The sequence below is a fragment of the Citrobacter sp. Igbk 17 genome (genome assembly GCF_028069775.1).
Classification (GTDB): domain Bacteria; phylum Pseudomonadota; class Gammaproteobacteria; order Enterobacterales; family Enterobacteriaceae; genus Citrobacter.
This window is the reverse complement of record NZ_JANEWI010000030.1, coordinates 36,023-61,162: the sequence shown is the minus strand read 5'-3', so window position 1 is coordinate 61,162 and position 25,140 is coordinate 36,023. Positions and strand designations below refer to the sequence as shown.

Here is a 25,140-nt window from a genome sequence, read left to right as displayed (position 1 = left end):
TGTCGAGTTATTGAATTTCAAAAACACCATATCTGACCATTCATCTATCACCGTATTAGGCATCACCGCAGACGGCCAGAAGAACGGAATTCCTATTGCGGGCGCTCCTGCTCCCAAACCAAGGTTTTGGAGAAACTTCGCCACGTCAGGAATATCCCCGCCGTTTTGGCTTTTCTGCATCGCCCCGGTAATTCGAGCATCATCCCCCGAGGCTACCGATCCAGCCGTTGTTCCAACATTTCGCGTCGAGCTGTCACCCAGCTCTAAATTCTGCCGTGCTAATGCAGCATTGGGTAAGTCCGACAGGTTGCGATCTTTTGCCAGCCGTGCGCCCCCGTTATCCATCGCAATTTTAACGGCCTTCGATGTTGCCGCCTGCGATTCGCTGTCACTGGTCACACTGCTGCTGAGCTGCACAAAACCTTTCTCTGTCGTTGACGCATCCGGGTGATTACGTGACTGCTCATGCATCCGCAGCTGGCTGTCAACATACTGGCGTGTTGCCAGTACAACAGCCGGATCAATCTTCAACGTAACGGCTTCGGTGCTGCTGACAATCAGGATCACGCGAATAACCTGAACGCGCCCGCTCCCCTCCTGCAACTGAGGCTTATAGGTTTCAGCGCAATTGGCAATCGCCACCATATCGCCATCTTTATCGAAAAGGCCGATCTCACGAATCCACCACCCGCCGACGTCTTCCGGTATGACCTGTTCCGCAATGATCTGGCTGGCGTTCGCCGGGTCCACCATCAGCATATTCAGAGGGGCGCGACGTAACTCATGTACGAGGGCAGTCTGTGCCGGATTCGGTGTAGGCAGAACACCATTGCCATCACCAACGGCCAACTGGGTAATCTCAACTTTCGTACCCAAAGCCGTGGCTTTTGCCAGTTTTGCCGCCCCGATATTGGTCAACAGGGCAAGATATTTAGTCGCCACTTGCGATCTCCACGGTATCAATTAAATGGATTGCTGCGCCGGTGTAGTCATTGCCACCCACAGCGATAGTTTCGGGAAAATAGGGATATACCGTCAGCGTATCGCCCACGTAACACCCCGCCCCTATCTCGATATAACCCTGAGACTGAAGCGAAAGCGAAAGGCCGGTGAGGTGACGGCTTGTGGGTTTTGCATCGTCGATCAGGCGCTCAAGCTCCCGATAAGTTTCCTCGGTGATTCCCTCATCCTGAATGCCAATTTCAAGCCGGAAAGTGCCCGGCTCCTCGCCGTTCTGCCACCACTCAATCACCCTCAGCAAATAGCCGAAAGGTTCAACAACGCGCCTCAGCGCTGAAATCGTGCCTTTGTGGCGATGGACAAGCCAGGAGGCTTTGATTACCTGCCTCTTGGTCTGTTCAGACCAGCGCTTATCCCAGCGATCAACAGACAACGCCCAGGCCAGATAGGGTAAAAACTCCACGGGGCATTCATCCGGATTCCAGAGTTTTCGAAGGTCGACAGGAATACCGCTGATCCGCGCTGTCGGTTTCTCCACATTCCGCATGAAGGTGCTGGCTGAAGGCGACAGGAGGCTGTTATTCATCCGTTCCCCCTACGCTGATGGTGTGCGAAATACATCGTGCCGCCTGGGTATCATCGATCACGATATCTTCCTGAGGATTCAGCAAGACTACGCGCTGCACCCCCTGCACATGCAGAGCGGCCATAATGGCCGAACGCGCAACATCGCGACCGATTTTCCCCTGCGCTCCCAGCCATGTCCGCAGTGCATCATCTGCCGCACTCAGGATCGGCTCAGATTCCGGCCCCGGATAGAGATAAAGCAGAGCGTCAATTTCATAATTCACAATCTCCGCTGACTGGACGGTTAGCCGGTCGGCGACAGGCCGCTTATCATCCGCTGAGAGCGTGTCGTTTACTGTTGCGATCAGCTCGTCGCTCGCCGTGCCATCTCCTTCGGTAGACAGAATGGACACGACGACGACAGCGGGAGAAGGGCTGGTTGCCCTGGCATCAGCAACTTTACCGCTGGCACTCTTCGCAAAATATTCGTATGCCCCGGTAGGGCCAGCAACGCTCAGCCCTTCAAAAGCGGATTGCGCACGCAGACGCAGTGCGGTATCGCTTTCCATCTCTGCATCGGTGGTTTCGGTAGCCGGAATGCGAACCAGGCGCTCGGTGTTCAGGTTACCCGCAAGGTTATCAAGATCGGTGGAGACGGAATGGCTCAACATGCAGGCCGCAGCACCCTCATTGATTCGCTGGCGCAGCATTAATTCCCGGTAGGCAATCACCTGCGCCAGTATGGTCAGGGGTTCAGACTCAAGTTTTAACGCTGCGGCAACAGAGGTCTGTTGTTCATCAGGGAAAGCCGCGATCATGACGGCTTTGACATCCGCCAGAATCACTTCAAAATCCAGCACCTCAATAATTTGCGGCGGCGGTAGCTGCGCCAAATCAACTGTTGCCATTGCTGCTTTTCCTGAGTGTTAAGGTTGTCGTCTGCTGTTCCATAGATTCCGTCAGAGCCCCTGACAATCCCGCCTCCACTGCTCCGGACTGCGAATAACGTACATCCACGATGCTCAGCGTGATCCGCGGCTCCCATGTCGCCAGTGCAATAACCACCGCGCTCATCAGCTGCATGCGTGTAACGTCGTTTTGCGGACCATCAATCAGATCAGGAACGAGAGAGCCGTAGTCACGGCGCATGACCCGCGATCCAATCGGGGTGTTAAGAATGTCGCTGGCTGACTGCCACACGTGGGCGGCATCCGTCAGCGTTCCCGTGCCATCAGGATTCATCCCGGTATAGCGCACCGTCATTTCGTGCCCTCCGTCCAGCTTCCACCACGCTGCACGGCACCATGACCATGATCATCAATCTGGACACCGTTTGAGATGAACGCACCGCCAGTGTGCGTAAAGTCCCCCTGCATTTTCCCGCCTTCCGTAACGGTGAAATTTTTGGTTTTCAGCATCTCGGTACACTCGACCAGCGGCGTTTTCAGCAAGACTTTAACCGACGCCTCGATCGTTGCTGATTTGATGCCGCTGACCTGCAAAGCCCCTGCCTCTGCGTCATAGCGAAACTTCGCGCCATCCGGGGCGGTTACGATCATTTCTTTTGCCGATGTGCCTGGCGCCGGATTGTCGTTGCTGTAAAGACTTCCCCCGATGATCGCAGCGGTAGTGTTACCCCCAAGGCAAAGGAACCATACCTGCTCGCCAACAGACGGCGGTACCCAGATGCTGAAAGCGCCTGCACGCTGTGCATTCCAGCGCAGCCAGGTCGAATCCAGCTCTCCGCTTTTTACCCTTACCCGCCACTTTTCCTCGTCTATCTCCGTCACCGTACCGGTGCGAACGATGTTTTCCAGCAGGCGAATGACTTCAGCCAGATCCATCAGCTAACCCCCAGAGAATCAATGACCTGTCGGGCTATAGCCATGCGGTCCGCCTTGCTCAGGCCGAGCAACTCACGGCGCGGGTAGCTGGCCATCGCGCCACTGTCGTTAACCCTGTCCCGTAGCCCGTACTGGTGAACGCGGGCGATGCGGGCAGTTGCGCCCGAAAAACCAACTACAGCCCCCTCAGAAGTTGCTCTTGCTTTCAGAAAACGGGTTGTGCGCAGTCGGCGAAACATAGGATCGCTTTTCGTGGTATCACGGCGCGTCTCGCTGAAACTGATATCAAGATAACGCTCAATATCAGAGCGATAGAACGAGCGAACGGCCCCTTTCCCCTCATCAAAGCCTGTAAGCATGCGTCCACGGGTTGCCCGCCAGTTCCGCAGGCGACGCTCCTCACCTTGCCAGACAAACCCGATCCCAGCCTGGGAGCGTAAGACGCGGCGATGACGCTTCTGGTATTTCGTGCCATCCGGAGCTGTCTGCTTCCCGATGCGCTGGCTCTGGCTACGACGTAATGTAGTCGCTATTCCGCGCGCAGTACGCAACCGGCTCGCTGGCGCCACTGCTGACAGGATGTCTGCAAAAACCTGATCGAGTTGATGAAACAGCGCTGCATCATCGGTCATGCCAGCTCTCCTCCGCCAAATACCACTTCCCACTCTCCGCCATTAATGCGTGGGCGGTCTTCGCTCAGGTGCTTCGCGACAGGCTTCCCGTCAACGATTTCCACCATGACGCGCTCCCAGACCGGCACCTTGAACAGAAGATCGGCCAAGTCGTCACTGATAATGTCAGCGTCAAACTCCACCTTGCGGTTATTGTCAGGGTTCAGCAGTAAATCCGGCTGATATTGCCAGGCCCAGGCCATGATCGGCAGCATCAGGTCATCAACCGCCCCGGGGAATTCCACGGCGAGAATATTGATGGTGTAGAGGTACATGAAAGACGGTTCGCCGGTCGCTTCAATCCCGATATTGCCTTTTTCCACCCAGACGGTGATTTGCTCCGGGTTGGCCTTACACCAGGTGTTACCGGCTATCAGGGCTTCACGCATCAACTCTGCTTTTTTCACTTTATCCCCCTGGCAATTCGCCGCAGTTCCAGCTCTCTGATACCCGCCTTATCGGCGTTGCATGTGTCCAGCGCATCCAGCAGCGCATCGGACCACGGAGCGAGGCTCCCGTATGTCATTGGTTTTGGCGGTGCTGGCGTTTCAGTTTTTGCCGTCAGGCTTTCCGGTAAAGGTTCCTGAATAATCACCGGCGCTGACTTCGGCTGCTCGCTGGTACAGGCTGTCAGCCACACGGTCAGGCACAGGCACAGCGGCGCATTTATCACCGGCCAGCTCAGTTTTGATATTTTCACGGCGCTTTTCCCCTGTATCGCTACGCTTCTGAGTCAGTGTTTTCAGACCAGCGGCCACTGCGTTCACGTCGTTACGTAACGCCCTGACCTCGGCCAGCACATCACCGGTTTGCTTAAGCTTCTGGTTGGCTTCTCCAAGGGCCGTTTCTGCGGCCTCTCGCTTACTGCTCTCCAGCGTCAGCCTGACGCCTGCGATGACCAGCAGAAGGGAAATAAAAACGGAAAATACACCCAGCGCTTTCATTTCGCCCCCTTCAGCTCAGGCTCTGAAAGGCACCAGTCCCGAAACTCTTCCCGGCGCTTTACCAGCCCCGGCAGACGATTTCCGCCGGAGTTGACAAAGTCTGTGAGTCGCTCGCAAACGCCCTGCCAGTTACCATCCTGCGCATTGCGCCAGATTGTTGTTCTGACCTTCTGGCCCTTTTTGTTGGTGTACCAGCCAAGACCACCACAACCGACGTTAAATGCGCCGTCAGTGAGCGCTTCGAAAACCCGTTGTGGTGCAGCTGCGCCATTAAACTCGCGGTTTACGCATTTCTCAGCACGAAACAGGTCATTCACCCATCGCTCGGCGATCTCGCGCTCGGCGTATTCGCGGTTCTGCACGTTGCTGGTCGACCCCATGCCTACGGTCAGCACACCTGCCGGGCAGTAATACGGCGTCTTTCGGCAATCCTCGTATTTCGCCATCTTCAGCTGCGCTTCAGGACTTGTGCGCAGAGTCTGCGGCCAGAGTGCCGCTGCGAGAGAGACAATCGCCGCAACAGAACAGGCAATAATTCCTCTTTTCATCGCGGTGACTCCCTGATAGTCCGGATTAACTCCTTCACGTCCTGCCGGTTCTCGGTATCGTCCCGAATCGCATCGATCAATTCATTCAGCAGAACATTGTTGGTTTCATGGATGCGCGACATCCGGCGGCGATGGAGCTCACCCAGCACGGCAACCACGATCCCGGTGAGCGCAGCAATGAAGGCCAGCCAGTCCTTCTGCGTCATCATGCCGACGCCCGTCAGCAGCATCGACCAGAGGTACACCGTCCAGTTCCAGAGGCGGTTTATCAGCTCCATAATTGAACAGTCTCCTTTGTCGCAGAGGTGTCGACGTCAGGCAGCTCAACTTCCTGCCCTGCATCAAGGAAGATCTGACCGGCCAGCGCATGATTCGCAGCCAGTACGATCTCGGTCACGCCCTGGGTGATGCCGTAGTGACGCTGACACAACAAATCCACTGTATCGCCCTGCAATGCCTTCACTTTCATCAGAACGCCTCCGCAGAGTTACGGACCACGCCCTGAATATCCGAGATAGCCCAGCGCGCATCACGCCAGTGATCATTCGCCTGGGTTGCGAGAGCGGCGGCGCGCTTCTCACCCGCGTCGCCCGTGGTGTCAACATCGCGGAAAGTCTCGATCAGCAGGGCCCGCGAGATGCTGTAAACTGCGCGGCGCCAGCGATATACCTTTACGCTCTCTTCGTTAATCACCATGGCCGGTACGGCGGCCAAACTGGCATATCCGGCCCCAATCTGTTCAGCCTGCCACTGCTTCAGCTGGTCAGCTGTGTGGGCTACGGCTTCAATGACAACCTGCTTTAAACGCGAAGTGGTAACCGCACCGGTGATTCGCATCTCCTTACGGACGTTGCTCAGCACTATCTCGGGCCAGAACTCCCCGGCGGTGACTTTCTCTCCGCCGTCATCCACGTCCGGCACATCCTCCGCAGAGGGGGTAACTGTGCGAGGGGCCACTAGGCTCATCGTGTAGTCTCCAGAAAAGGTTGGCGGTGAGCGGGCGGAGAAAAGCTAACGCGATGTGTTGCAGATCTCCGCCCGCGCCGCCAGCGCACGGGGCGCAAGTCGGTTATTTTTTATCGGCGGTGGGCTTTTTCGTCGTTGTTTTGCGGGCCGCCGTTTTACGTGTTGTGCTTCCGGGGTTGTTTTTGGCGGCTGGCTTTTTGGCATCTGGCACCGTCACTTCCGGCGTTGCTGCAGCCTGATTATTGCCCTCTTCGCCTCCGCTCTGGTCTGCCCGCTCACTGCCTGATGCATTTTCCGCAGAGGCTTTTTTTACCTGCCTGGCAAGCTTATCGATCAGCTTTTTCACCCCGGCGCCGGAGTCGAGATTCAGCGCGCGGCGCAACAGCTCAAGCGCAGTCGCCTGTTCATCCGCAGTGCCGTTGCACAAAGCAAAAGCGCGGGCTTTATACAGCTTGGCCCGGACGACGTCTGGCATATCGCTGTTTTCAGTGATCTCCTGGACCTCATCGAGCACCGCCAGATATGGCTTAACATCAGTGCTGTCATCCGCCTTGACCTGCACCAGAATGGGATCGCAAATCTCATCGACCAGTGCTGTCGCTGCCGTTCGGTTAAACCGGTCTGGCATTGCCAGGTTGTGCGCGATGACATACCGCCCGATGCGTACGGCCAGCGGATAATCCCGAATATCAATCGCCCAAATCATCAGGCGCGTGATCACTTCATCCTGTCGCCCGCTGTCTCCCTCCAGCGTCCCTTCAATCCACCCCTCGTAATTGGGTAGCAGCTGGCGTTTAAGCGCGGCTTTTGCCTGTTCGCCCTGAATTTTCTTCAGCGCACTCATATCCATACGCATGCGGTGCAGAATTTGCTCGTGCGCAGTACGCGCCGTTTCTGACAGATCATCTGCCTTGCCATGGCGCTCAGCCATGACGCGTTGAAAATGTCGTTGTGCCGGTGTCAGCATTGTTTCTTCCCCGATGAACGGCGGGCCTAAGCCCGCCAGTGTGCGGTTATGCGCCGCCTTCCGGCGCCTCGGCAAAGGTAATGCCGTCAATGAATGCGACGTTGCCGTAGTCCTCGATCACAAAGTCATCATTCGATGACTGATAGGTCGCAATACGGTTGTATTCCGGCTCTTCCTTGATCGTCCTGCGCATTCCACCGCGCTGGTAGTACACGGACAGGTTTTTAAATGGCGTGATCAGTACGCCATTGACCGGGAAGTACGGCGCGATAAAGGTCGGCATATTGCCGACACGTTCCTGCGCGACAATCAGCTGACCGGCCAGCATTTCGGTGTTCGGGTTGGTCTGGCTCATGGCGTTAATCGCCGGGAAGTTGCCGGTGGTCAACAGGTCGCCCGCCAGGATCACCACGTTGTCAGGATTACGTTTGTGCCACTCATCCATCAGGCTGTTTTTGGCGTCGTACACCGCCGCGCCCAGGTTGCCGTAAGTCCCTTTCGCAATAACCTTGTTATCTTCATCACGGGAGGTGATCGTGACGCTGGAAATCACGCGATGTGAGGCTTCGGTACGGATTTTCTCCAGCCAGCCAATGCCACAATCCTGCAGCAGCGGGTTAGCCGCGCGGTCTGATGGATCGCTGTATTTTGTGCCGTTGAAACCAATCATGATGCGGTCAAGTGACATCTGGCGAGCCATCGCCTTGCTGATCAGGGGCTGGAATTCCGGCATATGCGCCCAGGTATCAAGCTGTTCATAGCTGATCCCGTAGTCGTAGTTGACCTTGCGGCACATGTAATCAAACGGCTCCATTGAATGGTTAGCCCCTGGATTACGACGGTTGGAGGTGCTGTTGTTAACGCCAGCCATCGGGCCTTTGCTGCCAATCAGCACTTTCTGACCAATCTGCTGATTAACGCCAAACACGTTAATTTTGCTCAGGAAAGAATCACTCTCCTGTGCGGCCTGCTCCATGCGCTGCTGACGCGCAGGGTCTACCGCAAATTTCGCAGCGACTGCTGCAGTCGATACGCCGTTTAATCGCGCCTGTTGCGCAATGTACTGATCAAACAGCTGGCGGGTATTGTTTTCCATGTTTTCTGCTCTCGTAGTGGATATCAGTAATCAGCCAGCTGCGCGTTGGCGCCGCCGTTCGCAGGTGGTCGCTGACTGAAGGAAGCTTCAGTGATCACCAGCTTCTGGCGCAGCTCCGCAAGCTCAGTGGTCAGCTTCTGGATAGCGGCCTTATCCTCCTGGCGCTCCTGCTCTGCGGCACTGAAGCGATCAATTTGCTCGGATTGCGATTGCGCCACGGCCTCAACGACCTGATGCATCTGACTGAAGCGCTGATCGTCCGTTTTCTGACCTTTGCCAATAATGCTCATCACGCGATTAAACCACTTAGCACCTTCATCGCTGCGCTGGGCGGTCAGCTCGATCACCTCTGCTTCAAGCGCTTCGGTGAACATCGGCGCCTCACCCTGCTGGTTATTGAAGGCCATCACCGATGCACGCTGCTGTGAGGCAAATTTAAGACGCTCAGTACCCAGGCTCGCCGGGGTATCGGTCATTGCCAGCCCGACAACATAGGCTTTGCCGTTGAGGGCAAACTGCGGATGCAGCTCAATACTGGAATAGACTTTTTGCCCTTTGTCGGTCATCTGCACCATGCGCTCGGATGGTTCGATTTCGGCATAAAGCGCGGTGCGCCCCGCCAGTGCACCTTCGGTGATGTCTTCGGTGCTGAGGGCTACCACATCCCCCATCGCGCCAAAATCGCTGTTCGGGAACATAGAGAGATAGTGCTCAATGTTGACCCGTGCGCCATACACCTCAGGGTTGTAATTTGCTGCCGCATCGCGAAGGTGCTGCGGTTGAATTTCGCGCCCGTCAACGGTATTTCCGGAGACGGCCACGCGAAACTTCTTACGTGGTTTTGCTGTGCCTGCCATGTTCGTTTACTCGCTTGTTTTCTGAGTTCCCGGAGATGATGGCAGGGGGACGTATCCCCCCTCAACGCGTTGTTGTTGTGAGCGGAGCACTACAACCTAAAGCGAGCGCAAGGGTACGCGCGCGCGGGTTAATCTCCCCGGCAGGAAGAGAGGAGGATTAATGGCGATTGAAGAAGCATTCATCATGCAGCGTGCACGACAGCTTTACTGGCAGGGCTACCCGCCAGCAGAGATCGCACGCCTGATGGGGATCAACCAGAACACGGTTTACTCATGGAAAAAGCGAGATGAATGGGACGCCACACCGCCGATCCAGCGCGTGACAACATCCATTGATGCCAGGCTAATTCAGCTCACTGGTAAAGACAAAAAGACCGGCGGTGATTTCAAAGAGATTGACCTGCTCACCCGTCAGCTGAAAAAGCTGGATAACGGCACAGCAGCCACCCAGCCGAAGAAAAAGATCCGCAAAAAACAAAACTATTTCTCAGAGTCGCAGATTGCCGCGCTGCGGGAGAACATTCTCGGTTCTCTGCACTGGCACCAGAAAGGGTGGTATGACAATCACCACTGGCGCAACCGCATGATCCTGAAAAGCCGTCAGGTTGGCGCGACGTGGTATTTCGCACGTGAAGCTCTGGTGCGCGCCCTGTCTGAGGATGTGAAATATAAGCATCAGCGCAACCAAATCTTTTTATCGGCAAGCCGCCGCCAGGCGTACCAGTTTCGAAGTTTCATTCGCTCGGCCGCTGAAGAAGTAGATGTAGAGCTTAAGGGCGGCGACATGATCCAGCTGTTCAACGGCGCCGAGCTGCATTTTCTTGGCACGTCAGCGGCTACCGCTCAGTCATACACGGGCAACCTGTATTTCGACGAATTCTTTTGGGTAGGCCAGTTTGCCAACCTGAAAAAAGTCGCGGGCGCCATGGCAACGCTAAAAGGCCTTACGCGTACCTATTTCTCCACCCCTTCAGCCGAAAGCCATGAGGCTTATCCATTCTGGACAGGTGAAGCATTTAACAAAGGTCGCAGCCATGGCAAGCGCATTGAGTTTGATACATCCTGGAAAACACTTAACAGCGGCCTGATGTGCCCGGACAAGATCTGGAGGCAGATTGTCACGTTGCAGGATGCTATCGACCATGGATGGGATCTGACTGATATCGACGAAATCCGGGAAGAGAACAGCCCGGAAGAGTACGACAACCTGTACGGATGCCAGTTCATCAAAAGCGGTGAAAGCGCCTTTGACTATAACAGGCTACTGGCATGCGGTGCTGATGGTTATGACGACTGGCCCGACTGGCGGCCATATGCGGCCCGCCCTATGGCTGATCGTCCCGTCTGGATTGGCTACGACCCGAACGGTGCCAGCGGCAAGGGGGACAGTGGAGCCATATCCGTTAACGCTGTGCCGATGGTGCCCGGCGGCAAGTTCCGCACGATTGAGACACTACGCATACGAGGTATGGAGTTCGAAGAGCAGGCCAATCTCATTATCAGCATGCTCACCCGGTACAACGTTCAGCACATTGGGATCGATGGCACCGGTATTGGTGAAGCGGTTTATCAGCTGGTTAAAAAGCATTTCCCGGCAGCGGTTTGTTACCAGTTCTCACCGTCCAGCAAACGAATGCTCGTGCTGAAGATGCAACAGCTGATTCGTGGCGGGCGCTGGGAGTTTGATCGTGGTGAGCTTGACCTGGTTGGTGCATTCAACTCTGTCCGCAAGATCGTTACCCCTGGCGGTGTTGTCACTTACGACACGGACCGCTCTCGCGGCGTCAGTCATGGCGATCTCGCATGGGCGACGATGCTTGCCACCATTAACGAACCGCTGGGACAAGAAGGCGGCAGCAGTATGACAGTTACGGAGTATTAACCTTGAGCAAACAAAGACCCACACGCGGCAGGAAGTATGCCAGGGAGCAGGCAGATCTCGCCGCCTCACTGAAAGCGTCACCGGAGCTGAACTCATTCACCTTCGACGGTCCATGGCCGGTGAGTGGTGCCAGCGACCTGCTTGATAACATGTATTGCGCAGACAACGGGCGATACTACGAAACCCCCATTGACTGGTATGGCCTCGCCCGTCAGTTTGGCTATGCGAGCTGGCACCAGTCGGCGCTTTATTTCAAGCGCAACGTCCTTGCCGGATGCTTTGTCCCGCACAAACTTCTTTCCCGCCAGGTGTTCTCCGCCTTCGCGCTGGACTGGTTTGTCTTCGGGAATGGCTATCTTGAGATGCGAAAAAACCGGCTTGGTGGTTCCTTTGGCTTTCGTCACTCGCTGGCGAAATACACACGCCGTGGTTCTGACCTGGACACTTACTGGTTTATTCAGGCCGGGCTACAGGATCACATGTTTTCAACGGGCTCGGTATGCCACGTTCTCAGCCCGGATATTCACCAGGAAATATACGGCATGCCTGAGTATTTCGCTGGCCTGCTGTCTGCAAACCTGGCCCATTCTGCTGACAAGTTCAGAAAGCTCTACTACGACAACGGCTCACACGCTGGCTGCATCGTCTACGTTAACAGCGCGATGGCCGACCAGGAGAGCCTTGATAAGCTCAAAAAGACGCTGACGGATACCCGGCGCGGCGGTGCGTTTAAGAACATCCTCCTGCACGCACCTAACGGCGGCAAAGACTCCGTGCAAATACTGCCATTCAGCCAGATATCGGCTAAGGATGAGTTTGTGGGGGTGAAGTCTTCCACCCGCGATGACATGCTGGCAGCGCACCGGGTACCGCCGCAACTGATGGGCGCCATTCCGGAAGGGAACGGTTCATTCGGTGATATTGAGAAAGCGGCCCGCGTGTTCGCCGTCAACGAGCTGACACCCTACATGGAAGCCATGAAGCATGTTAACGACTGGCTGGGTGAGGAGGTGATTCGCTTCAACCCTTACGCATTGCTTGAACCCACGAAGTGATCTCCTGGCCGCATCGTCATTTCTGGCGGTGCGGTACCACCCGCAGCACCATCATTTCCGGCCATATTAGACACTCACGAAACACAAATAAATCACTCCCCCTACCAGACGCAGCCTGCGGGCTTCTGGCGCGACTTTTCTCGTGCTGCCGCTTCGTCTCAACCATCAACATGAGCGCCCAGCAGGCGGCGAATGGCGAAGGATATGCCCCCCCTGCCTGCCCCCCTTTGCGCGCGCTTGCTCCCCCGCCTCGCCTGCGCGCTAAACCGACCTCTTTTTGTGCACTTTGTGCAGGACGTCCAGGCCCCGCCAACGCTGACGGGGTGTAGCAAAAAGGACGTTTCAAAAATTGTGCAAATTTGTGCGTTTTTATGCAATACATACTCAAATAAAATCTATACCCCACCTGTATAGACTACCGCTCCTAAAAGAACGATCTAAGCAGGATCAGCATCCTTAGGTTTTGCTTTTTTATCAAATCGTTCAATCTGAGTTAGAATTGCCTCACCAGTTTTAACTGATCTCAAGACGTACGACAAAGCATTCTCTAGCTCAGTTTTATTTGAGCAAACCAATTTTTCCCCACCACAGCTAACTATACAAGGATATCCAGAATCATCTTCTGTCCACTCAGCAATAACAATACCGTTTTTACCTTCGCTGTCATAAATACCAAGTCCTTCATATGTTTTAGTAGCGTGACTCATAGTAAGTTGCTGCGCTAGATTTACAAAAGCCTGGGCTGCATTATTTTCTTGCCTCCGAATAAAATTACCACGTGAAAAAATTGCTTTGTTTTGGCTTATTTCTTTCACTTGACTATTCAAATTAGCAAGCACCAAACTTATTTCACTTCTGTTATTTTCAGCTTTTCTTGCCGCCGCAATTCCTGCCAGCAATGAATCTTTAAAATCCTTCATGTTAGCACCTCTCTATTGTTGATATTACTGGCAAATGATCAAATTTTGACTTTGAGTTGTAAATAAACTTAATAAACGTTTCATCATAAAATATCTCAGTATTAGCCTCATTCAAAAACCAATCACCATCTCTAACAAAGCTAGACGAAAATATTATCTGATCAAACGTTCTCCAACGATGAATCTCGTCACCCTTATAGTAGTATGTACCACATCCTTCAAACTCTTTATGCTCAGGAAACATCCTACCATTAACTAAATGTCTCCAGAATGGATTATACAAAAGCCTAGGAGATTTCTTCACTAAATTGATATCTCTTGAAGCGCACAATATGTCAGTTAAACTTTTATTAAATGGTTCTTCATTAAAGTCTCCAAGGATAATCACATTTTTTATTTTTCTTTGTTCAATACTGGCAAAAACTGCATCCCTTAAAGCTGCACTCACATAGTGTTTTTTTGCGGAATCCTCATGGTCATATAGCCTACTTGACCAATGAACCAAATACAAAGTAATTGGCTCGCCTGTTTCCTTTATGACGAAATCAATTTCTTGGCCAGCATAAATGTTATTTGAAATATACGGCTTGCTAATTATTTCAGAATTAGCAAAATCAAGTAAATTCGATTTATAAAACACACACAAATCGAATTTCTTTCTCCCGTCCTTTATTGTTCCATCATATACAGAAAAACCAAGTAGAGATAAATACTTCCAAATTAACAATACGTCATCTTTAGACACTTCGCATAAACATAACACATCGACATCTTTAGTTTGAATCAGACGTAACAATGTCAGAGCAACATAATCTTTATGTTCATCACTAGCGGTATTTTCTTTCGAGTGTGGAGACATACTTGTGTTCCACCATGCAAAGGTGATTTTTTTCTTATTTTTTAATTCCATTGTATTAAATCCCCTAAGAAACAGTCTTGCCACACTTCTAACGGATACACTTTAAGAAGGATACTAATAAACGTCAATAGATAAATAATTCCCCTTTAAACGCTAATCTATTTCTGTCTACAAGCTTTCCTCCAGCGTATAAGCAGATCATACACCGCTACATATTCGGACGTTGGTTTATCTTTCTCACCGGCACACCATGCCTTTACTTCCTGCAACCTGCCATTATTCATGGCAATCAGTCCGCCACCTTGGCGAACGCGGGCACCGCCAGCAATCGACCTCACAACTTCATCGCTGACGAAAATCCTGCAACTACGCAGCTGCGCGCTGATGCTGGCGATGGTTTCCTCGCTAACTCCGCTTTGTTTCGCAGCATCTCTTTGCTGTACCTGCCGCAGTGCCGCTTCGGCTTTTTTCTTCTGGTATTCCGCAACTGCGGCGGCATAGTTATCCGCACGCCGCTCCGCTTCAGTCCGCAGCTGTTGCCGCCAGCGCTGTTCTGCCTCTTCTGGTGTCAGGCTCATATCTTTCGCAGCGACCACTTTTGGCCCCCACGCCAACGCAGTTTCATCATCAACAGACGTGCGCAGGCCGCGCGCGGTACGCTCGAAGGCATGATCTGAGCTTTCGCGGCCAAAGTTTTTCAGTCTGCTGGTGATTTCCTGCCGCTGCTGGCGCGAATATCGGCGCAAATCTTCGATATTCAGCGGAAGTTCTGTCATCTGACTGTCCGGGTGATCAATACCGGCATGCATCGTCGGTTTTGACGGTGTGGTACCAACTGGCACCGCTACTTTTAACGGTGGTTTTTCGTCCGTTCCGGAGCGCCCCGTACAGTTATTGACAGAACTCCGAGGGGCCGCTGCGCGGCCTTCTAAGGTCAAAATCTCGACCGGCGACGGCTTACGCTTCGGCACAATCTTGTAATCGGTGGTGCGGGTGAAAATGACTGATTCGCTGCCCGTATAAGGGCAATAAACGCCAGTAATTTTGGCGACCGTGTCACCATAATCATTGCCGTTTTCGGTGAATTCATAGTTAAGCCGAACGCGCAGGCAATCGCGCGCGACAAATGGCCCGCCCTGAGCGTTGGTGTATCCTGGCCAATCTGGCGCATCGGCTGCTGCCCGTGCCGCTTCCAGTTCTGGATGTAATACCAGCTCGCGACTACCTAACCGGCGCAATTCGCGCCAGGTGGTAACAGGAGCACCGCCAATCTGCTGAAACTGGCGGATGTTCCAGCGTGAAGCCCAGGCGCGTACACGCTTTGCCATCTCCCTGACCGGCTGGCCTGACTCAAGATCCACTTCACCATCCATGCCGTAGCCATCGATATTTTTCGAGATATATTTCGCGATATAGCCTGTTGCAGACCCAAATTGCTCGTCCATCGGCATAACGGTAAAACGGTGCTCTGAAGCACCTTTCTCGTTACCGTCCTCTTTCATGGCGTGTTTGCGGAAAATGGCTGTTGCATACTCTACTTCTTCAGGACGGAGGAAGAGCAACAGATGCCAGTGAGGGGTTCCATCGTGGTGAGGCTCTGCAACACGAAAACCAAACGTGCGAATACCTTCGCGACTCCATTTGGCTCTGACGCGCGCCCAGACTTTGCAAAGGTATTTTTGCGTCTGACGCGGGCTGGCGTGCTGGTACTTATCGTTTCGTCTGCCTGACTGGACATGTGTTGAGTGGTAACGCGACGGCGCTGTCAGCGTGTAGAACATGCCAACCAGCCCCATTTCATTCGCCATATCCTCAAACCCGCGCATGCGCACCATCAGCTCATGCCGCGCGATCTTCGGGTTGGAAACACTACCCATCACCTTATCCAGTAATGAGCTGCGCTCGCCAGTGTCCTGGTCTTCCAGTTCCATCGCCTGAAGGAATTCGAAGTTCGCTTTTTTCTGAGCCACCCATTCCCTGAAGCAGGGATCGGAGCAATATGGTGAAGCCACTTTGCTGACGTAGCCGGTCGTGATCATTAGATGTTCGCGCCAGCAGTCATGGATGCGACGGATTTTGTTAAGCCACCATTTTTCGGAATGAAGTCTGCCAGCGGCACGCAGTGCCTCGTCGGCGTCCAGCTCTTCATCGCAATAACGCGCCCATCCTGGGATCGCGATATTGAGCATCGCCGACTTGCTCGCTATAGCCCCGTATGCGTAAATCGACGAAAACTCGAGATCGGATGTTTGTTCATACTGAAAATCAAACTCGCGCATAAACTCGCTTTTCATCAAGTTCGCAAGCTTATACGCCAGTCTTTTCAGGCGCTTTTTGTCCGCCCACGGCAGCAGGTGAAATTCATCACGCAGCGGAAGAAGAAGCGCGGGGAGCGTACTTTGTGGGAGGTATTGCTCGTTAACCGCATCAACACGGCGTAAAACATGCCTCTCAAACGTACCGAACAGCCAGCGCACGACGTCTTTTGGCTTGCTGCGCTCGAGGTTTTCAAGGTGCTGCGAGAAGCGCTTACGGATAAACGCCGGGAGCGTTTGCACCCGACGGCGGAGGTAGTTAGCGCGGCCATTGCGATCAAATGCTTCACGCGCATCGCCCTCGCGCGGGCGCATAGGAGCACGGTAGACAGCATCAACCAGATCACCATAGGCGAGCGCCTTGCGTTCGCCTTTTGGAGTGATGTATTCGATCGCTGACTCTTCAACCAGGGATGGATTAACTGCTTGCCTTTTGGCGTTCCATTCCCATGTCAGTGGGATGAAATCGCTCATTTAGATACCAGCTCACGGGAAACACAGTCAGCAGCCGTAAGGCGGTAATTATAAATCCGCCATGCTGCATGCTCAGTTATGTCGAATTTTTCTGCGATCTCGGCAAACGTCAGTCTCGCTCCATGTTCGTCATCCCGTAATTCCCTGATTAGCTGTACATCAGCATCTGAAATACGAGTGCTGTGATGCGCATCCCCACATTTAAAAAAACTGATCTTCATACGCAGTGCTTTTTGGATCACATCTCCACGCTTCCGGTGAAGAGACTCAGCCACCTGTTTAACCGTCATTGTTTTACAGTTCTGCCGTATGAAATGTTCTTCTTCCAAAGTGAATGGTCGCTGCTTTGCCAGGAGACCTGGATTGCTCTTCCTGAGTGTTGTAATACGACGCTCAACACCACCAAGAGGCCTTCCTATCTGGCGTGCAACTTCAGCCGCACTAAATTCCGCATATAGCAAAATAAGCATTTGGTCTTCTTCCGGAGTCCATGCCCGAACATGCTTTGGTGCTTTTCCTGGTGTTCCTCTTCGTTTCAGATGCATCGCGCGGCCCCTAAATTGTCACGGTGGCGCCTGGCTTAACCTGCCTGGCGTCTTTTTCGGTATCACGGATAATGGTCGTGCTGCTGTACCTGCCCCAACTCAACACCTCCACCTCCACGATCCAGAAATGGCGATATGGGCGAACGTCGAGCACGCGAGTAATCACTGCATCAACTGTGTTCATCGGGTGGCGACCTCCCGAATCTCTTCGATTGAATCAAGCAGCAGTCGACGGCGGGTACGTTCGGCAAAGTGACGTTTGCCAGTGTCTTTCCGGTAGCACTCTGTTTTACCGACTACCCACATGGATTCCGTCTGGTGCAACTTCTTGCGCTGCGGGCCATCTTTGGTAATAACGATGCCCGTATGAGTCTTTTTGATGGTCATCAGAAAGGCTCCTGCGTTTCACAGCCCTTGGCAGGGTCGAAGCCTAAAAACATCTCGCCGTAAGTTGCATTCCCCATTACCGGTCCACAATCCGGGCAGCGGCCACCGCCAGCACTATCGCAGCCATCACACACGCGAAGAACGCCAATAACCTCGCCAGCCATATCGCGGCTTTTGGCGCTTACAGAGCGGCGGACACTCAGGGAGTGAAGGTTGAAGGCGGAATAAATTTCGCGAGTTTCAGGCGTGTCGCTGTTGGATATCACCGCGCGATGACCATACTGGTGATTAACATTGAGCAGGGCTGCAACCAGGGCGCGATGATCATCGAGGGTAAACGGCTTGCCGTAGGTGGTGAAACTGGCTGTTTTGCTGGCCGGTATGTATGGGGGGTCGCAATAAATAACTGCGTCATGCGCCAGCCGCATAGTGCCCGGGATTGAATCGCGAAAGTCGCCATGATAGAAAAGCGCTTTTGTGTCATTGGCCTTTTCAGCAAACAAACGCATTTCATTTTCAGGGAAGTAAGGCTCGGCATATTTTCCAAAGGGCGAGTTAAATTCCCCCTTCAGATTTTCGCGATAAAGACCGTTGTACGTATGGCGATTCAGGTACAAAAAATACGCAGCATGAAGCAACGCAGCATCCGGATCTAAGTCCGCTTTTTGGGTCAGAGAATTGAATTCAGCTCGCCGCTTATAAAATTCCTCGGCATTATTCCCGCCGCTAAATATCCAGCGACAGGCAGAAATTGTGTCCTCTGGTCGGCCTGTTAGTTGACGGAAGAAGTTGATCAGATTCAGATTGCTATCGCAAAGCACATAGTGACGGTATTCCGTATTCATAAATACGGTTCCGCTACCAACGAATGGCTCAATCAGACAATCAGCTTTTGGCAAATGCTCCAGCAGTTGCGGCATAACGCGAGCTTTTCCACCCGCCCATTTCAGAGGTGACTTAATCATTTTCAAACTCACAACGATTCGAGGTGTGGAGAAGTCAGGCGCTGCCAGATCTCGCAAACCTGCTCGGCGCGATAAACAGCATCTGTCAGCATATAAGTCGCTGTAGAACGGCGCGGATGCGGGACGTATCCGGTAACGCCAGCGATATGAATCAATGTTGATAGGTAGCGAATGTCGAAATACGGTAATGATGGACCAAGACCATGGCGGGAAAGAGCATACGCGAGCGTAGTAACGTCTGCTGAGTCTCCGGCTGACCAGCAAATGAGCTTTTCGTGTTTTGAGGCATTGTCTTTGATAAAACGACAGACGCCACTGACAGCATCAATCTCTCGACAGGTAGCATTGATAACCTCAGCACGTTGTTCGGCATCCCCCTTCATGAGCTGTAAAACCGTTTCAGGGTAAATACCGCCCACGGTTCTGATATCAATTGCACGGTAATATTGCGGGCCAATCTTCCCCGTTGATGGTTCGAAAAAAACGCACTCAATAGCAAACACCGGAGAATCTGGAGATTTACCCAGAGCGCGAATATCTAACATGATGTTGTTCATAAGCTTTTATCCTCACTGATGATTAATTCGCGGTTGCTGATCCACCGCTCGACTGATAAATGAATTTCTTCCTGAGTGGCACTTTCCTTTTTCAGTTGGCTCATAAAAATACGCAGCAGACCAAGAAGGTGAGCACGTTCGCTTTTCCGTGCATTGGTGTTTATTTCCATAAAGTCCGGATCACTAATTCCGCTCTCCAGTTTTATTGACTTAACCGACATGGCAACCTCCTGAAAAAGGCAAAATGAAGCCCGAAATAATGAATGCCTTTAATTTTCAAACCTGATTAACTAGTGATTAGGACGTGGTTTCCGCTTAACCTGTTTAAATATCCTTTCGTGCCAATAATAAAGAAAATCAATAAAGGTCATTCGAGCCCGCTCATGATTTCCGCGAATTGTTTTCTCCAGACCATAAATAATTAAATCAATTGATGGACTGTCAGGAGTTACAACAATGCGTGCGCCATTTTTTAAATTAACAGTAAAACCTTTCTCCGCATTCTCCACCGCTTCGCGAATCAGCATTTCCCGTTCCCACGATGTTTTCTCTTCAGTAAACACGTAAGCCTCCTTCTACCGCTACAGTAGTTTTTTGAATGCTCTTGCCAGAGTGGTAAGTAAGCCTTTATTTATCTTTTTCGTATAAACAAAAGGCTTACTCATACCTTTAATAAAGCGAACCTTGTTCGGTTCTGGTTTAAAGAAACGTCCGTCAGGGCACTCGATCCAGCCGCGAGTATTGCGATGGTGTGTTACTTGGCAACCCTGCCTTAACAGGCTGGCAAGTGATGGAGCGTTATCGTTCATATCTTGTTCCTGCTACAGTTGTCTGCGGGACTTACGTTCTACTTCTTCGCGTCTGGCTTTAAATTCAGAAAGCCGCTTCTCTTTTTGTTGCTTCGCTTTATTGCAATGCCACCTAATCAGGAACTGAATCAGGCTCAAAACAAACACAGCAAAAATAAAAATCCCGATAGCCATTTCAAGTTTCATTTCTCCCACCATTTTTTAGTTTATCAATGGTTCGCATTGCCTCTGCTAATGCAAAGTCTCTGCCGAAATAATTCCCATCATTCAGCACGCTATATGAACGCTGCATTGTTCTGGAGTTTTTAGGGCACTTGTGAATAGTGAATCCCCGATATACATAACTATGTCGACTCAGTTGGATTAGATGATTCATGATTTTCCTGTCAACTGTTTGCGATGGCATCCTTGAGCATGGCTATCATGTTTACTTCCACCTTGCCCCCTGATAGCTCTTTAGGTCTGATAATTATCCTTCCGTCGCGAACCATTAACCTGCATGTGTCAAATGGAATGCCGGTTAGTCTGGAATACTCCTTGAGAGATACATAAGGAGCAGCAACATTCATATTGATGGTCACGCCCGTCATTTCTACCTCACACGCTAGTATCAGTTACCAGATTGCGGAAAATGTGTGGATTTCATGCACTCAAGCCCGCGCAAAAAAACTATGCGAACCATGTTTGAAGCAGATCGACATTCAGCCTCTGCCATTGCTTCAATTTCAGTGCGTTCTTCAGGTGACAGACGTAGCGGTAAAGACCCTCCCGCTACGCTGTTTTTGGGCGTACGCGCCCGCTGTGTGTTTTGTGCTTGTGTCATAGTGGTATATTGTGATCTGCTAAGTGTCTGTGAAAAACATAATGGTATAAATATTTATACCAGTCAAGGGATTTTGGTATGCAAGATTATATCGGTATGCGCTTGCGCGAGGAACGTGAGCGCTTAGGACTAAGCCAAGCTGCATTAGGAGAGATTGGTGGAGTTAAAAAGCTCACACAGCTTAACTATGAAAAAGGTGAACGATCTCCTGATTCCTCTTACCTCTGTGCAATATCAAAATTTGGAGCTGACGTTCAGTTCATTGTCACAGGGATCAGAACTTCTGAAGCGCTTAATGCTGATGAACAAGAGCTACTTACCCTGTTTAGAAAAGCGCCTCTTGCAGTTAAAGCAGCAGCTCTTGCGGCCCTAACTGCAGGTAGTTCATCAAACGCATCAATTAGCGTATCAGGCCAAGGAAATCGCGTAGCGGGCAGGGATTTTAACGAAAATAAGAAGTAGGGAAACTTTATGGCAATCAATACCTCTGGAGAACAAAACCGGGTTGCTGGACGTGATTTTACCGAAAATCACGTCCAGATAGATAAATTTGATGGTCGTCACACAATAAACATTGCAATACCATCAGAGAAGAAAGATGAACGCCCATTAGTAAAAGCACAACGCATAGAACTCAATAGGCTTGTTACTGCTATCTTAGAAGGTAGCGAGAATGTTGAAGCTTATGAAATATGGCAAAAATTACATGCTGAAATTGGCGTCTCCAGCATAGATGACATGACAGTGAATCAATATCACACCGCAGTCAGTTTCTTACAGGCAATGCTGGAACGCCTTAAGGAAACTGAAAGTCGTAGGGCGCTTACCCATCTTTTGCTAAAAAACTCCCAAGAATCAGATATGCGGCAAAATCTGTTGCGATATTGTCATTTTAACTTTGGGACAGGCCGCCTAAACCACCTTACCCTCAACCAGCTTCAAGAAGCATCACGTTGGCTTGATGATCAAAAAATCCTGTTAGATAAAACTCCTAATACCAAGAAATTAACCAAACTTGGTTTCCTAATCAGCAGTTATCCATTGCAGACCATTGTTTCCGTATTTGCTTTTGGGATGCTAATCGGCGCTCTTATATTTTAACAACCTAACATTATTACTTGTTATTGACAGTCTTGTTTTTGGAAATCAGAAATGTGAAAGGATTTTAAATGGAAAATTTACTTGTAATCATCGGTTCTATCGCAGCAATAGCATTCTGGATTGGCTTGTTTAAGCCTTCTTGGGTTGGTATGCCGAACCGTAAAAAGTCATCATTAGTCTATCTACTTGTTTGCATTGTGATAGGTGGTACAAAAGGGTACCTCTACCCCACGCAGCAATCTGCTGAAGAGATTTCCGCAGCACAGGAAAAAACTGCCCAAGCTCAGCGCGAAGCGAAGAGATTTAAATACCCTACAACTACATTAGGTGAGTATCAGGCGAAACCGGCTAAAGAACGCAAGGACATCATTTCTGATTATTTAATTTCCGAGGACTTTAAAGATTCGGCTTTCAATGGTTTTTATAACTGCTTAAGTGAGTATGCTGCAACCAAAAGCGATGATTTACAAATCGGCGAGGTTCTTAGCTGGTGCGCCAATGATTATAAACAAGATCCAAAATCATTAGATTCTCGAACGAATTTTGACACGTTCTTTGCGCAGTTCAGTGGCTGGGATGGCTCCTACAGACCACTTGAGAAAGCTATTAAAGAAAGTATGAATGATGAAGATTCGTACAAACATATTAAAACTACCTACCGCGTTATTATGAAAGATAATCCTCACGCCATAGTTTCAACAACGTTCAGCGGTACCAATGCTTATGCAGCGCGGGTAAAACAAACCATATCCGCTGATGTTGACATTAAGTCAGGTCAGATAACAAGAATCTTAAGCGAGTAAGAATCCCGTCTTTTACCTAATTTTGGTGTTTTCATAAGCTGAAAGCACCATCATTTCTCATTCGAGCTAAAAGGTTTATAGCGATGACAGTGCGCAAACTTCCCTCAGGCAAATGGCTCTGCCAGTGCTTCCCATATGGCCGCGATGGCAAGCGTATACGCAAACAGTTTGCAACTAAAGGTGAGGCACTCTCCTATGAGCGTCGCACCATGAATAGCGTCGCCAGTCAGGCTATTAATGACTGTGCGGTAACGCTCTCTGCATTTGTTGAGCGTTGGTATGAAATGCATGGCAAAACGCTCTCATCTGGTGATGAAAGAAAGGTGAAGTTACTAGCCATATGCGAACGTCTTGGTGATCCATTGGCTTCTCACTTTGATAAAAACACTTTCGCTGTATACCGGGAGCGGCGTTTGAGTGGTGAATGGAATCAGAAAGGCAAGAAGAAGCTGAGTGAAGCGACAGTAAACCGCGAGCAGTCTTATCTGCATGCAGTATTCTCGGAAATGAAGCGGCTGGGGGAATGGGAAGGAGATAACCCGCTATCTGGAATCAGGCAGTTCAAAGAAGGTGATCAGGAGCTGGCTTTTCTGTATGAGGAAGAAATTGACCGATTGCTTGCAGCATGCGACCAGTCTGCAAATAAAGATTTAGGGATTATCGTACGAATTTGTCTGGCGACCGGTGCACGATGGAGCGAGGCTCAAGACTTAAAGCAATCTCAAATCCTTCCTGGTCGTCTGACGTTTACGCAAACCAAAAGCAAGAAGAACCGCACAGTGCCAATTTCACAACAACTACAGGAGATGCTCCCTAAAAAGCGTGGTGCCCTCTTCTCACCCGCATACGAGGCTTTTAAGGCAGCTCTCGCACGCGCAGGTATAGAGCTACCCAAAGGACAGCGTACCCATGTACTACGTCATACATTCGCGAGTCACTTCATGATGCGAGGTGGGAATATTTTGGTGTTACAGCAAATTCTCGGGCACAGCACGATCATGATGACAATGAGGTATGCGCATTTTGCCCCAAACCACCTTGATGCTGCGGTAGCACTTAACCCGTTCGATAACCGCCAAGAGGCAAAATAGACAAACACAAAAATATGCTGCCACGCTGCTGCCATTTTGCTGCCACTGGCAAACGACAAAAACAAAAAAACCACCCGTAGGTGGTTTCACGACACTGCTTATTGCTTTGATTATTCTATTCTTTCCCATGGTACCCGGAGTGGGACTTGAACCCACACAGCGCGAACGCCGAGGGATTTTAAATCCCTTGTGTCTACCGATTCCACCATCCGGGCTCGGGAAGAAATTGGAGGCGCGTTCCGGAGTCGAACCGGACTAGACGGATTTGCAATCCGCTACATAACCGCTTTGCTAACGCGCCGAAATCTTCTGGCTTTCAGCCAAACATCCGCAAATGCCGATGTTTTAAATTTGGAGCGGGAAACGAGACTCGAACTCGCGACCCCGACCTTGGCAAGGTCGTGCTCTACCAACTGAGCTATTCCCGCATCACCAAGTAACTTTGTTAATCACTTGATTTTGTTATCGTCTGGCAATCAGTGCTGCCGTTCGATGCGTTGCATTCTACTTACCTGACGCAATGAGTCAACGATATTTTTCACCACTGACGATCGTTTGCTGAAATTTGCGGCGAAACGATCACTGATCAAGCAAATCTCCCCGTGCAGCGCTCAAATACTGGAACATTGACCATAAAGTCAGAATCGCGGCGACAAAGAAAAGTGCAATCCCGGCATACTCTACCCAGATATTTGGACGCCACAGCAGCCATGCCAGCGCCGCCATTTGCGATGTCGTTTTGACTTTACCGATCCACGACACCGCCACGCTACTACGCTTGCCAAGTTCTGCCATCCATTCACGCAGTGCTGAAATGATAATTTCACGCGCGATCATCGTGGCGGCAGGCAATGTCACCCACCAGCTGTGGTAGTGCTCCGTCACCAGCACCATCGCGATAGCCACCAGGACCTTATCTGCCACCGGATCGAGGAACGCCCCGAAACGTGTGCTTTGGTTCCAGCGGCGCGCCAGAAAACCGTCAAACCAGTCGGTAACGGCTGCGATACAGAAAATCAGCGCACAAACGAAGGGAGCCCAGGTGAATGGCAGATAAAACGCCAATACAAAGAATGGGATCAGAATGACGCGAAACAGCGTGAGCAATGTAGGGATATTAAATTGCATATGACG

Annotated in this window: 37 protein-coding genes and 3 tRNA genes; 6 read left to right on the top strand and 34 right to left on the bottom strand. The window is 51.2% G+C overall.

All coding sequences use genetic code 11. The features are described 5' to 3' along the window. The 16 genes from NNO08_RS17130 to NNO08_RS17060 form a co-directional block, all read right to left on the bottom strand. Positions 1–942: phage tail protein (locus tag NNO08_RS17130; RefSeq protein WP_271457163.1), on the bottom strand; the 942-nt coding region annotated here is incomplete at its 3' end. After that, positions 932–1,546, bottom strand: a complete 615-nt coding sequence (locus tag NNO08_RS17125; RefSeq protein ID WP_271457162.1) for a phage tail protein I — start codon at positions 1,544–1,546, stop codon at positions 932–934. The genes NNO08_RS17125 and NNO08_RS17130, both read right to left, overlap by 11 nt. Beyond that, positions 1,539–2,435, bottom strand: a complete 897-nt coding sequence (locus NNO08_RS17120; RefSeq protein ID WP_271457161.1) for a baseplate assembly protein — start codon at positions 2,433–2,435, stop codon at positions 1,539–1,541. The genes NNO08_RS17125 and NNO08_RS17120 overlap by 8 nt, the downstream gene beginning before the upstream one ends. After that, positions 2,422–2,790 (bottom strand): GPW/gp25 family protein, encoded by a 369-nt coding sequence (locus tag NNO08_RS17115; RefSeq protein WP_010835080.1) that lies wholly within the window; start codon positions 2,788–2,790, stop codon positions 2,422–2,424. The genes NNO08_RS17120 and NNO08_RS17115 overlap by 14 nt, the downstream gene beginning before the upstream one ends. Continuing rightward, the gene (locus NNO08_RS17110) at positions 2,787–3,371 is read right to left on the bottom strand and encodes a phage baseplate assembly protein V (protein ID WP_271454237.1); all 585 of its coding nucleotides are present in this window, start codon (positions 3,369–3,371) and stop codon (positions 2,787–2,789) included. The genes NNO08_RS17115 and NNO08_RS17110 overlap by 4 nt, the downstream gene beginning before the upstream one ends. Continuing rightward, positions 3,371–4,003 (bottom strand): phage virion morphogenesis protein, encoded by a 633-nt coding sequence (locus NNO08_RS17105; protein ID WP_271457160.1) that lies wholly within the window; start codon positions 4,001–4,003, stop codon positions 3,371–3,373. The genes NNO08_RS17110 and NNO08_RS17105 overlap by 1 nt, the downstream gene beginning before the upstream one ends. Then, on the bottom strand, positions 4,000–4,449 hold the full coding sequence (locus NNO08_RS17100; protein WP_101743122.1) for a phage tail protein: 450 nt from the start codon (positions 4,447–4,449) through the stop codon (positions 4,000–4,002). The genes NNO08_RS17105 and NNO08_RS17100 overlap by 4 nt, the downstream gene beginning before the upstream one ends. Continuing rightward, positions 4,446–4,637, bottom strand: coding sequence for an Rz1-like lysis system protein LysC (gene lysC, locus NNO08_RS23225; RefSeq protein ID WP_000586620.1), 192 nt, complete (start codon positions 4,635–4,637; stop codon positions 4,446–4,448). The genes NNO08_RS17100 and lysC overlap by 4 nt, the downstream gene beginning before the upstream one ends. Beyond that, positions 4,591–4,986 (bottom strand): DUF2570 domain-containing protein, encoded by a 396-nt coding sequence (locus NNO08_RS17095; protein WP_271457159.1) that lies wholly within the window; start codon positions 4,984–4,986, stop codon positions 4,591–4,593. Before NNO08_RS17095 ends, lysC begins: the two co-directional genes overlap by 47 nt. Then, the gene (locus NNO08_RS17090; RefSeq protein WP_151218885.1) at positions 4,983–5,534 is read right to left on the bottom strand and encodes a lysozyme; all 552 of its coding nucleotides are present in this window, start codon (positions 5,532–5,534) and stop codon (positions 4,983–4,985) included. The genes NNO08_RS17095 and NNO08_RS17090 overlap by 4 nt, the downstream gene beginning before the upstream one ends. Beyond that, on the bottom strand, positions 5,531–5,812 hold the full coding sequence (locus tag NNO08_RS17085; protein WP_000420349.1) for a hypothetical protein: 282 nt from the start codon (positions 5,810–5,812) through the stop codon (positions 5,531–5,533). The genes NNO08_RS17090 and NNO08_RS17085 overlap by 4 nt, the downstream gene beginning before the upstream one ends. Then, complete coding sequence (locus tag NNO08_RS17080; protein ID WP_000864915.1) at positions 5,803–6,003, bottom strand: tail protein X; 201 nt, start codon at positions 6,001–6,003, stop codon at positions 5,803–5,805. Before NNO08_RS17080 ends, NNO08_RS17085 begins: the two co-directional genes overlap by 10 nt. Beyond that, positions 6,003–6,500, bottom strand: coding sequence for a head completion/stabilization protein (locus tag NNO08_RS17075; RefSeq protein ID WP_271454242.1), 498 nt, complete (start codon positions 6,498–6,500; stop codon positions 6,003–6,005). Before NNO08_RS17075 ends, NNO08_RS17080 begins: the two co-directional genes overlap by 1 nt. A gap of 103 nt (positions 6,501–6,603) precedes the next feature. After that, positions 6,604–7,467, bottom strand: coding sequence for a phage terminase small subunit (gene gpM / locus NNO08_RS17070; protein ID WP_271457158.1), 864 nt, complete (start codon positions 7,465–7,467; stop codon positions 6,604–6,606). Between the two features lie 46 nt (positions 7,468–7,513). Then, complete coding sequence (locus NNO08_RS17065) at positions 7,514–8,563, bottom strand: phage major capsid protein, P2 family (protein WP_271457157.1); 1,050 nt, start codon at positions 8,561–8,563, stop codon at positions 7,514–7,516. A 23-nt stretch (positions 8,564–8,586) separates the two neighbouring features. After that, positions 8,587–9,420, bottom strand: a complete 834-nt coding sequence (locus tag NNO08_RS17060) for a GPO family capsid scaffolding protein (protein WP_271457156.1) — start codon at positions 9,418–9,420, stop codon at positions 8,587–8,589. A gap of 160 nt (positions 9,421–9,580) precedes the next feature. Between NNO08_RS17060 and NNO08_RS17055 the strand changes: the two genes are divergently transcribed. After that, positions 9,581–11,302: a terminase large subunit domain-containing protein gene (locus NNO08_RS17055; protein WP_271457155.1), complete on the top strand. Its 1,722-nt coding sequence runs from the start codon at positions 9,581–9,583 to the stop codon at positions 11,300–11,302. A gap of 2 nt (positions 11,303–11,304) precedes the next feature. Further along, the gene (locus NNO08_RS17050; protein ID WP_039268400.1) at positions 11,305–12,357 is read left to right on the top strand and encodes a phage portal protein; all 1,053 of its coding nucleotides are present in this window, start codon (positions 11,305–11,307) and stop codon (positions 12,355–12,357) included. Positions 12,358–12,794: 437 nt separating this feature from the next. Here the strand turns inward: NNO08_RS17050 and NNO08_RS17045 are convergent, their stop codons facing one another. The 14 genes from NNO08_RS17045 to NNO08_RS16980 all read right to left on the bottom strand — a co-directional run bounded on the left by NNO08_RS17045 (position 12,795) and on the right by NNO08_RS16980 (position 20,778). Then, on the bottom strand, positions 12,795–13,277 hold the full coding sequence (locus tag NNO08_RS17045) for a hypothetical protein (protein WP_271457154.1): 483 nt from the start codon (positions 13,275–13,277) through the stop codon (positions 12,795–12,797). Between the two features lies 1 nt (position 13,278). Next, positions 13,279–14,187, bottom strand: a complete 909-nt coding sequence (locus NNO08_RS17040; protein WP_271457153.1) for an endonuclease/exonuclease/phosphatase family protein — start codon at positions 14,185–14,187, stop codon at positions 13,279–13,281. 107 nt (positions 14,188–14,294) lie between these two features. After that, the gene (locus NNO08_RS17035; RefSeq protein WP_271457152.1) at positions 14,295–16,925 is read right to left on the bottom strand and encodes a replication endonuclease; all 2,631 of its coding nucleotides are present in this window, start codon (positions 16,923–16,925) and stop codon (positions 14,295–14,297) included. After that, the gene (locus tag NNO08_RS17030) at positions 16,922–17,470 is read right to left on the bottom strand and encodes an AsnC family protein (protein ID WP_271457151.1); all 549 of its coding nucleotides are present in this window, start codon (positions 17,468–17,470) and stop codon (positions 16,922–16,924) included. The genes NNO08_RS17035 and NNO08_RS17030 overlap by 4 nt, the downstream gene beginning before the upstream one ends. Before the next feature lie 10 nt (positions 17,471–17,480). After that, complete coding sequence (locus NNO08_RS17025) at positions 17,481–17,654, bottom strand: hypothetical protein (RefSeq protein ID WP_271454248.1); 174 nt, start codon at positions 17,652–17,654, stop codon at positions 17,481–17,483. Then, complete coding sequence (locus NNO08_RS17020) at positions 17,651–17,857, bottom strand: hypothetical protein (RefSeq protein ID WP_003835835.1); 207 nt, start codon at positions 17,855–17,857, stop codon at positions 17,651–17,653. The genes NNO08_RS17025 and NNO08_RS17020 overlap by 4 nt, the downstream gene beginning before the upstream one ends. Continuing rightward, on the bottom strand, positions 17,857–18,822 hold the full coding sequence (locus tag NNO08_RS17015) for a DNA adenine methylase (RefSeq protein WP_271457150.1): 966 nt from the start codon (positions 18,820–18,822) through the stop codon (positions 17,857–17,859). Before NNO08_RS17015 ends, NNO08_RS17020 begins: the two co-directional genes overlap by 1 nt. Before the next feature lie 8 nt (positions 18,823–18,830). Then, the gene (locus NNO08_RS17010) at positions 18,831–19,379 is read right to left on the bottom strand and encodes a 3'-5' exonuclease (RefSeq protein ID WP_271454249.1); all 549 of its coding nucleotides are present in this window, start codon (positions 19,377–19,379) and stop codon (positions 18,831–18,833) included. Beyond that, positions 19,376–19,600: a hypothetical protein gene (locus tag NNO08_RS17005; RefSeq protein WP_124021243.1), complete on the bottom strand. Its 225-nt coding sequence runs from the start codon at positions 19,598–19,600 to the stop codon at positions 19,376–19,378. Before NNO08_RS17005 ends, NNO08_RS17010 begins: the two co-directional genes overlap by 4 nt. Positions 19,601–19,669: 69 nt before the next feature. After that, positions 19,670–19,942, bottom strand: coding sequence for a hypothetical protein (locus NNO08_RS17000; protein WP_101743133.1), 273 nt, complete (start codon positions 19,940–19,942; stop codon positions 19,670–19,672). 18 nt (positions 19,943–19,960) lie between these two features. Then, positions 19,961–20,188, bottom strand: coding sequence for a phage filamentation protein Fil family protein (locus NNO08_RS16995; protein ID WP_101743134.1), 228 nt, complete (start codon positions 20,186–20,188; stop codon positions 19,961–19,963). A 12-nt stretch (positions 20,189–20,200) separates the two neighbouring features. Then, complete coding sequence (locus NNO08_RS16990) at positions 20,201–20,374, bottom strand: hypothetical protein (RefSeq protein WP_174334974.1); 174 nt, start codon at positions 20,372–20,374, stop codon at positions 20,201–20,203. Continuing rightward, positions 20,364–20,564, bottom strand: a complete 201-nt coding sequence (locus NNO08_RS16985; RefSeq protein WP_181497866.1) for a DUF4761 family protein — start codon at positions 20,562–20,564, stop codon at positions 20,364–20,366. The genes NNO08_RS16990 and NNO08_RS16985 overlap by 11 nt, the downstream gene beginning before the upstream one ends. 10 nt (positions 20,565–20,574) lie before the next feature. Continuing rightward, positions 20,575–20,778, bottom strand: a complete 204-nt coding sequence (locus NNO08_RS16980) for a hypothetical protein (protein WP_024142410.1) — start codon at positions 20,776–20,778, stop codon at positions 20,575–20,577. A 311-nt stretch (positions 20,779–21,089) separates the two neighbouring features. Here NNO08_RS16980 and NNO08_RS16975 point away from each other — a divergent pair, with 311 nt between their 5' ends. The 4 genes from NNO08_RS16975 to NNO08_RS16960 all read left to right on the top strand — a co-directional run bounded on the left by NNO08_RS16975 (position 21,090) and on the right by NNO08_RS16960 (position 24,006). Further along, positions 21,090–21,473 (top strand): helix-turn-helix domain-containing protein, encoded by a 384-nt coding sequence (locus tag NNO08_RS16975; protein WP_137399607.1) that lies wholly within the window; start codon positions 21,090–21,092, stop codon positions 21,471–21,473. Between the two features lie 9 nt (positions 21,474–21,482). After that, positions 21,483–22,112, top strand: a complete 630-nt coding sequence (locus tag NNO08_RS16970; RefSeq protein ID WP_271457149.1) for a hypothetical protein — start codon at positions 21,483–21,485, stop codon at positions 22,110–22,112. Positions 22,113–22,180: 68 nt separating this feature from the next. Beyond that, a complete protein-coding gene (locus tag NNO08_RS16965; RefSeq protein ID WP_271457148.1) occupies positions 22,181–22,915 on the top strand; it encodes a hypothetical protein in 735 nt (244 codons plus the stop codon). An 83-nt stretch (positions 22,916–22,998) separates the two neighbouring features. Continuing rightward, complete coding sequence (locus NNO08_RS16960; RefSeq protein WP_271457147.1) at positions 22,999–24,006, top strand: phage integrase; 1,008 nt, start codon at positions 22,999–23,001, stop codon at positions 24,004–24,006. A gap of 128 nt (positions 24,007–24,134) precedes the next feature. On the opposite strand, the gene NNO08_RS16955 is transcribed toward NNO08_RS16960, so the two are convergent. The 4 genes from NNO08_RS16955 to pgsA all read right to left on the bottom strand — a co-directional run bounded on the left by NNO08_RS16955 (position 24,135) and on the right by pgsA (position 25,134). Continuing rightward, positions 24,135–24,221, bottom strand: a tRNA-Leu gene (locus NNO08_RS16955). A gap of 12 nt (positions 24,222–24,233) precedes the next feature. Further along, positions 24,234–24,307: transfer RNA gene (locus NNO08_RS16950), tRNA-Cys, on the bottom strand. 51 nt (positions 24,308–24,358) lie between these two features. Continuing rightward, positions 24,359–24,434, bottom strand: a tRNA-Gly gene (locus NNO08_RS16945). A gap of 151 nt (positions 24,435–24,585) precedes the next feature. Next, a complete protein-coding gene (gene pgsA, locus NNO08_RS16940; RefSeq protein WP_003030490.1) occupies positions 24,586–25,134 on the bottom strand; it encodes a CDP-diacylglycerol--glycerol-3-phosphate 3-phosphatidyltransferase in 549 nt (182 codons plus the stop codon). Positions 25,135–25,140: the final 6 nt, after the last annotated feature.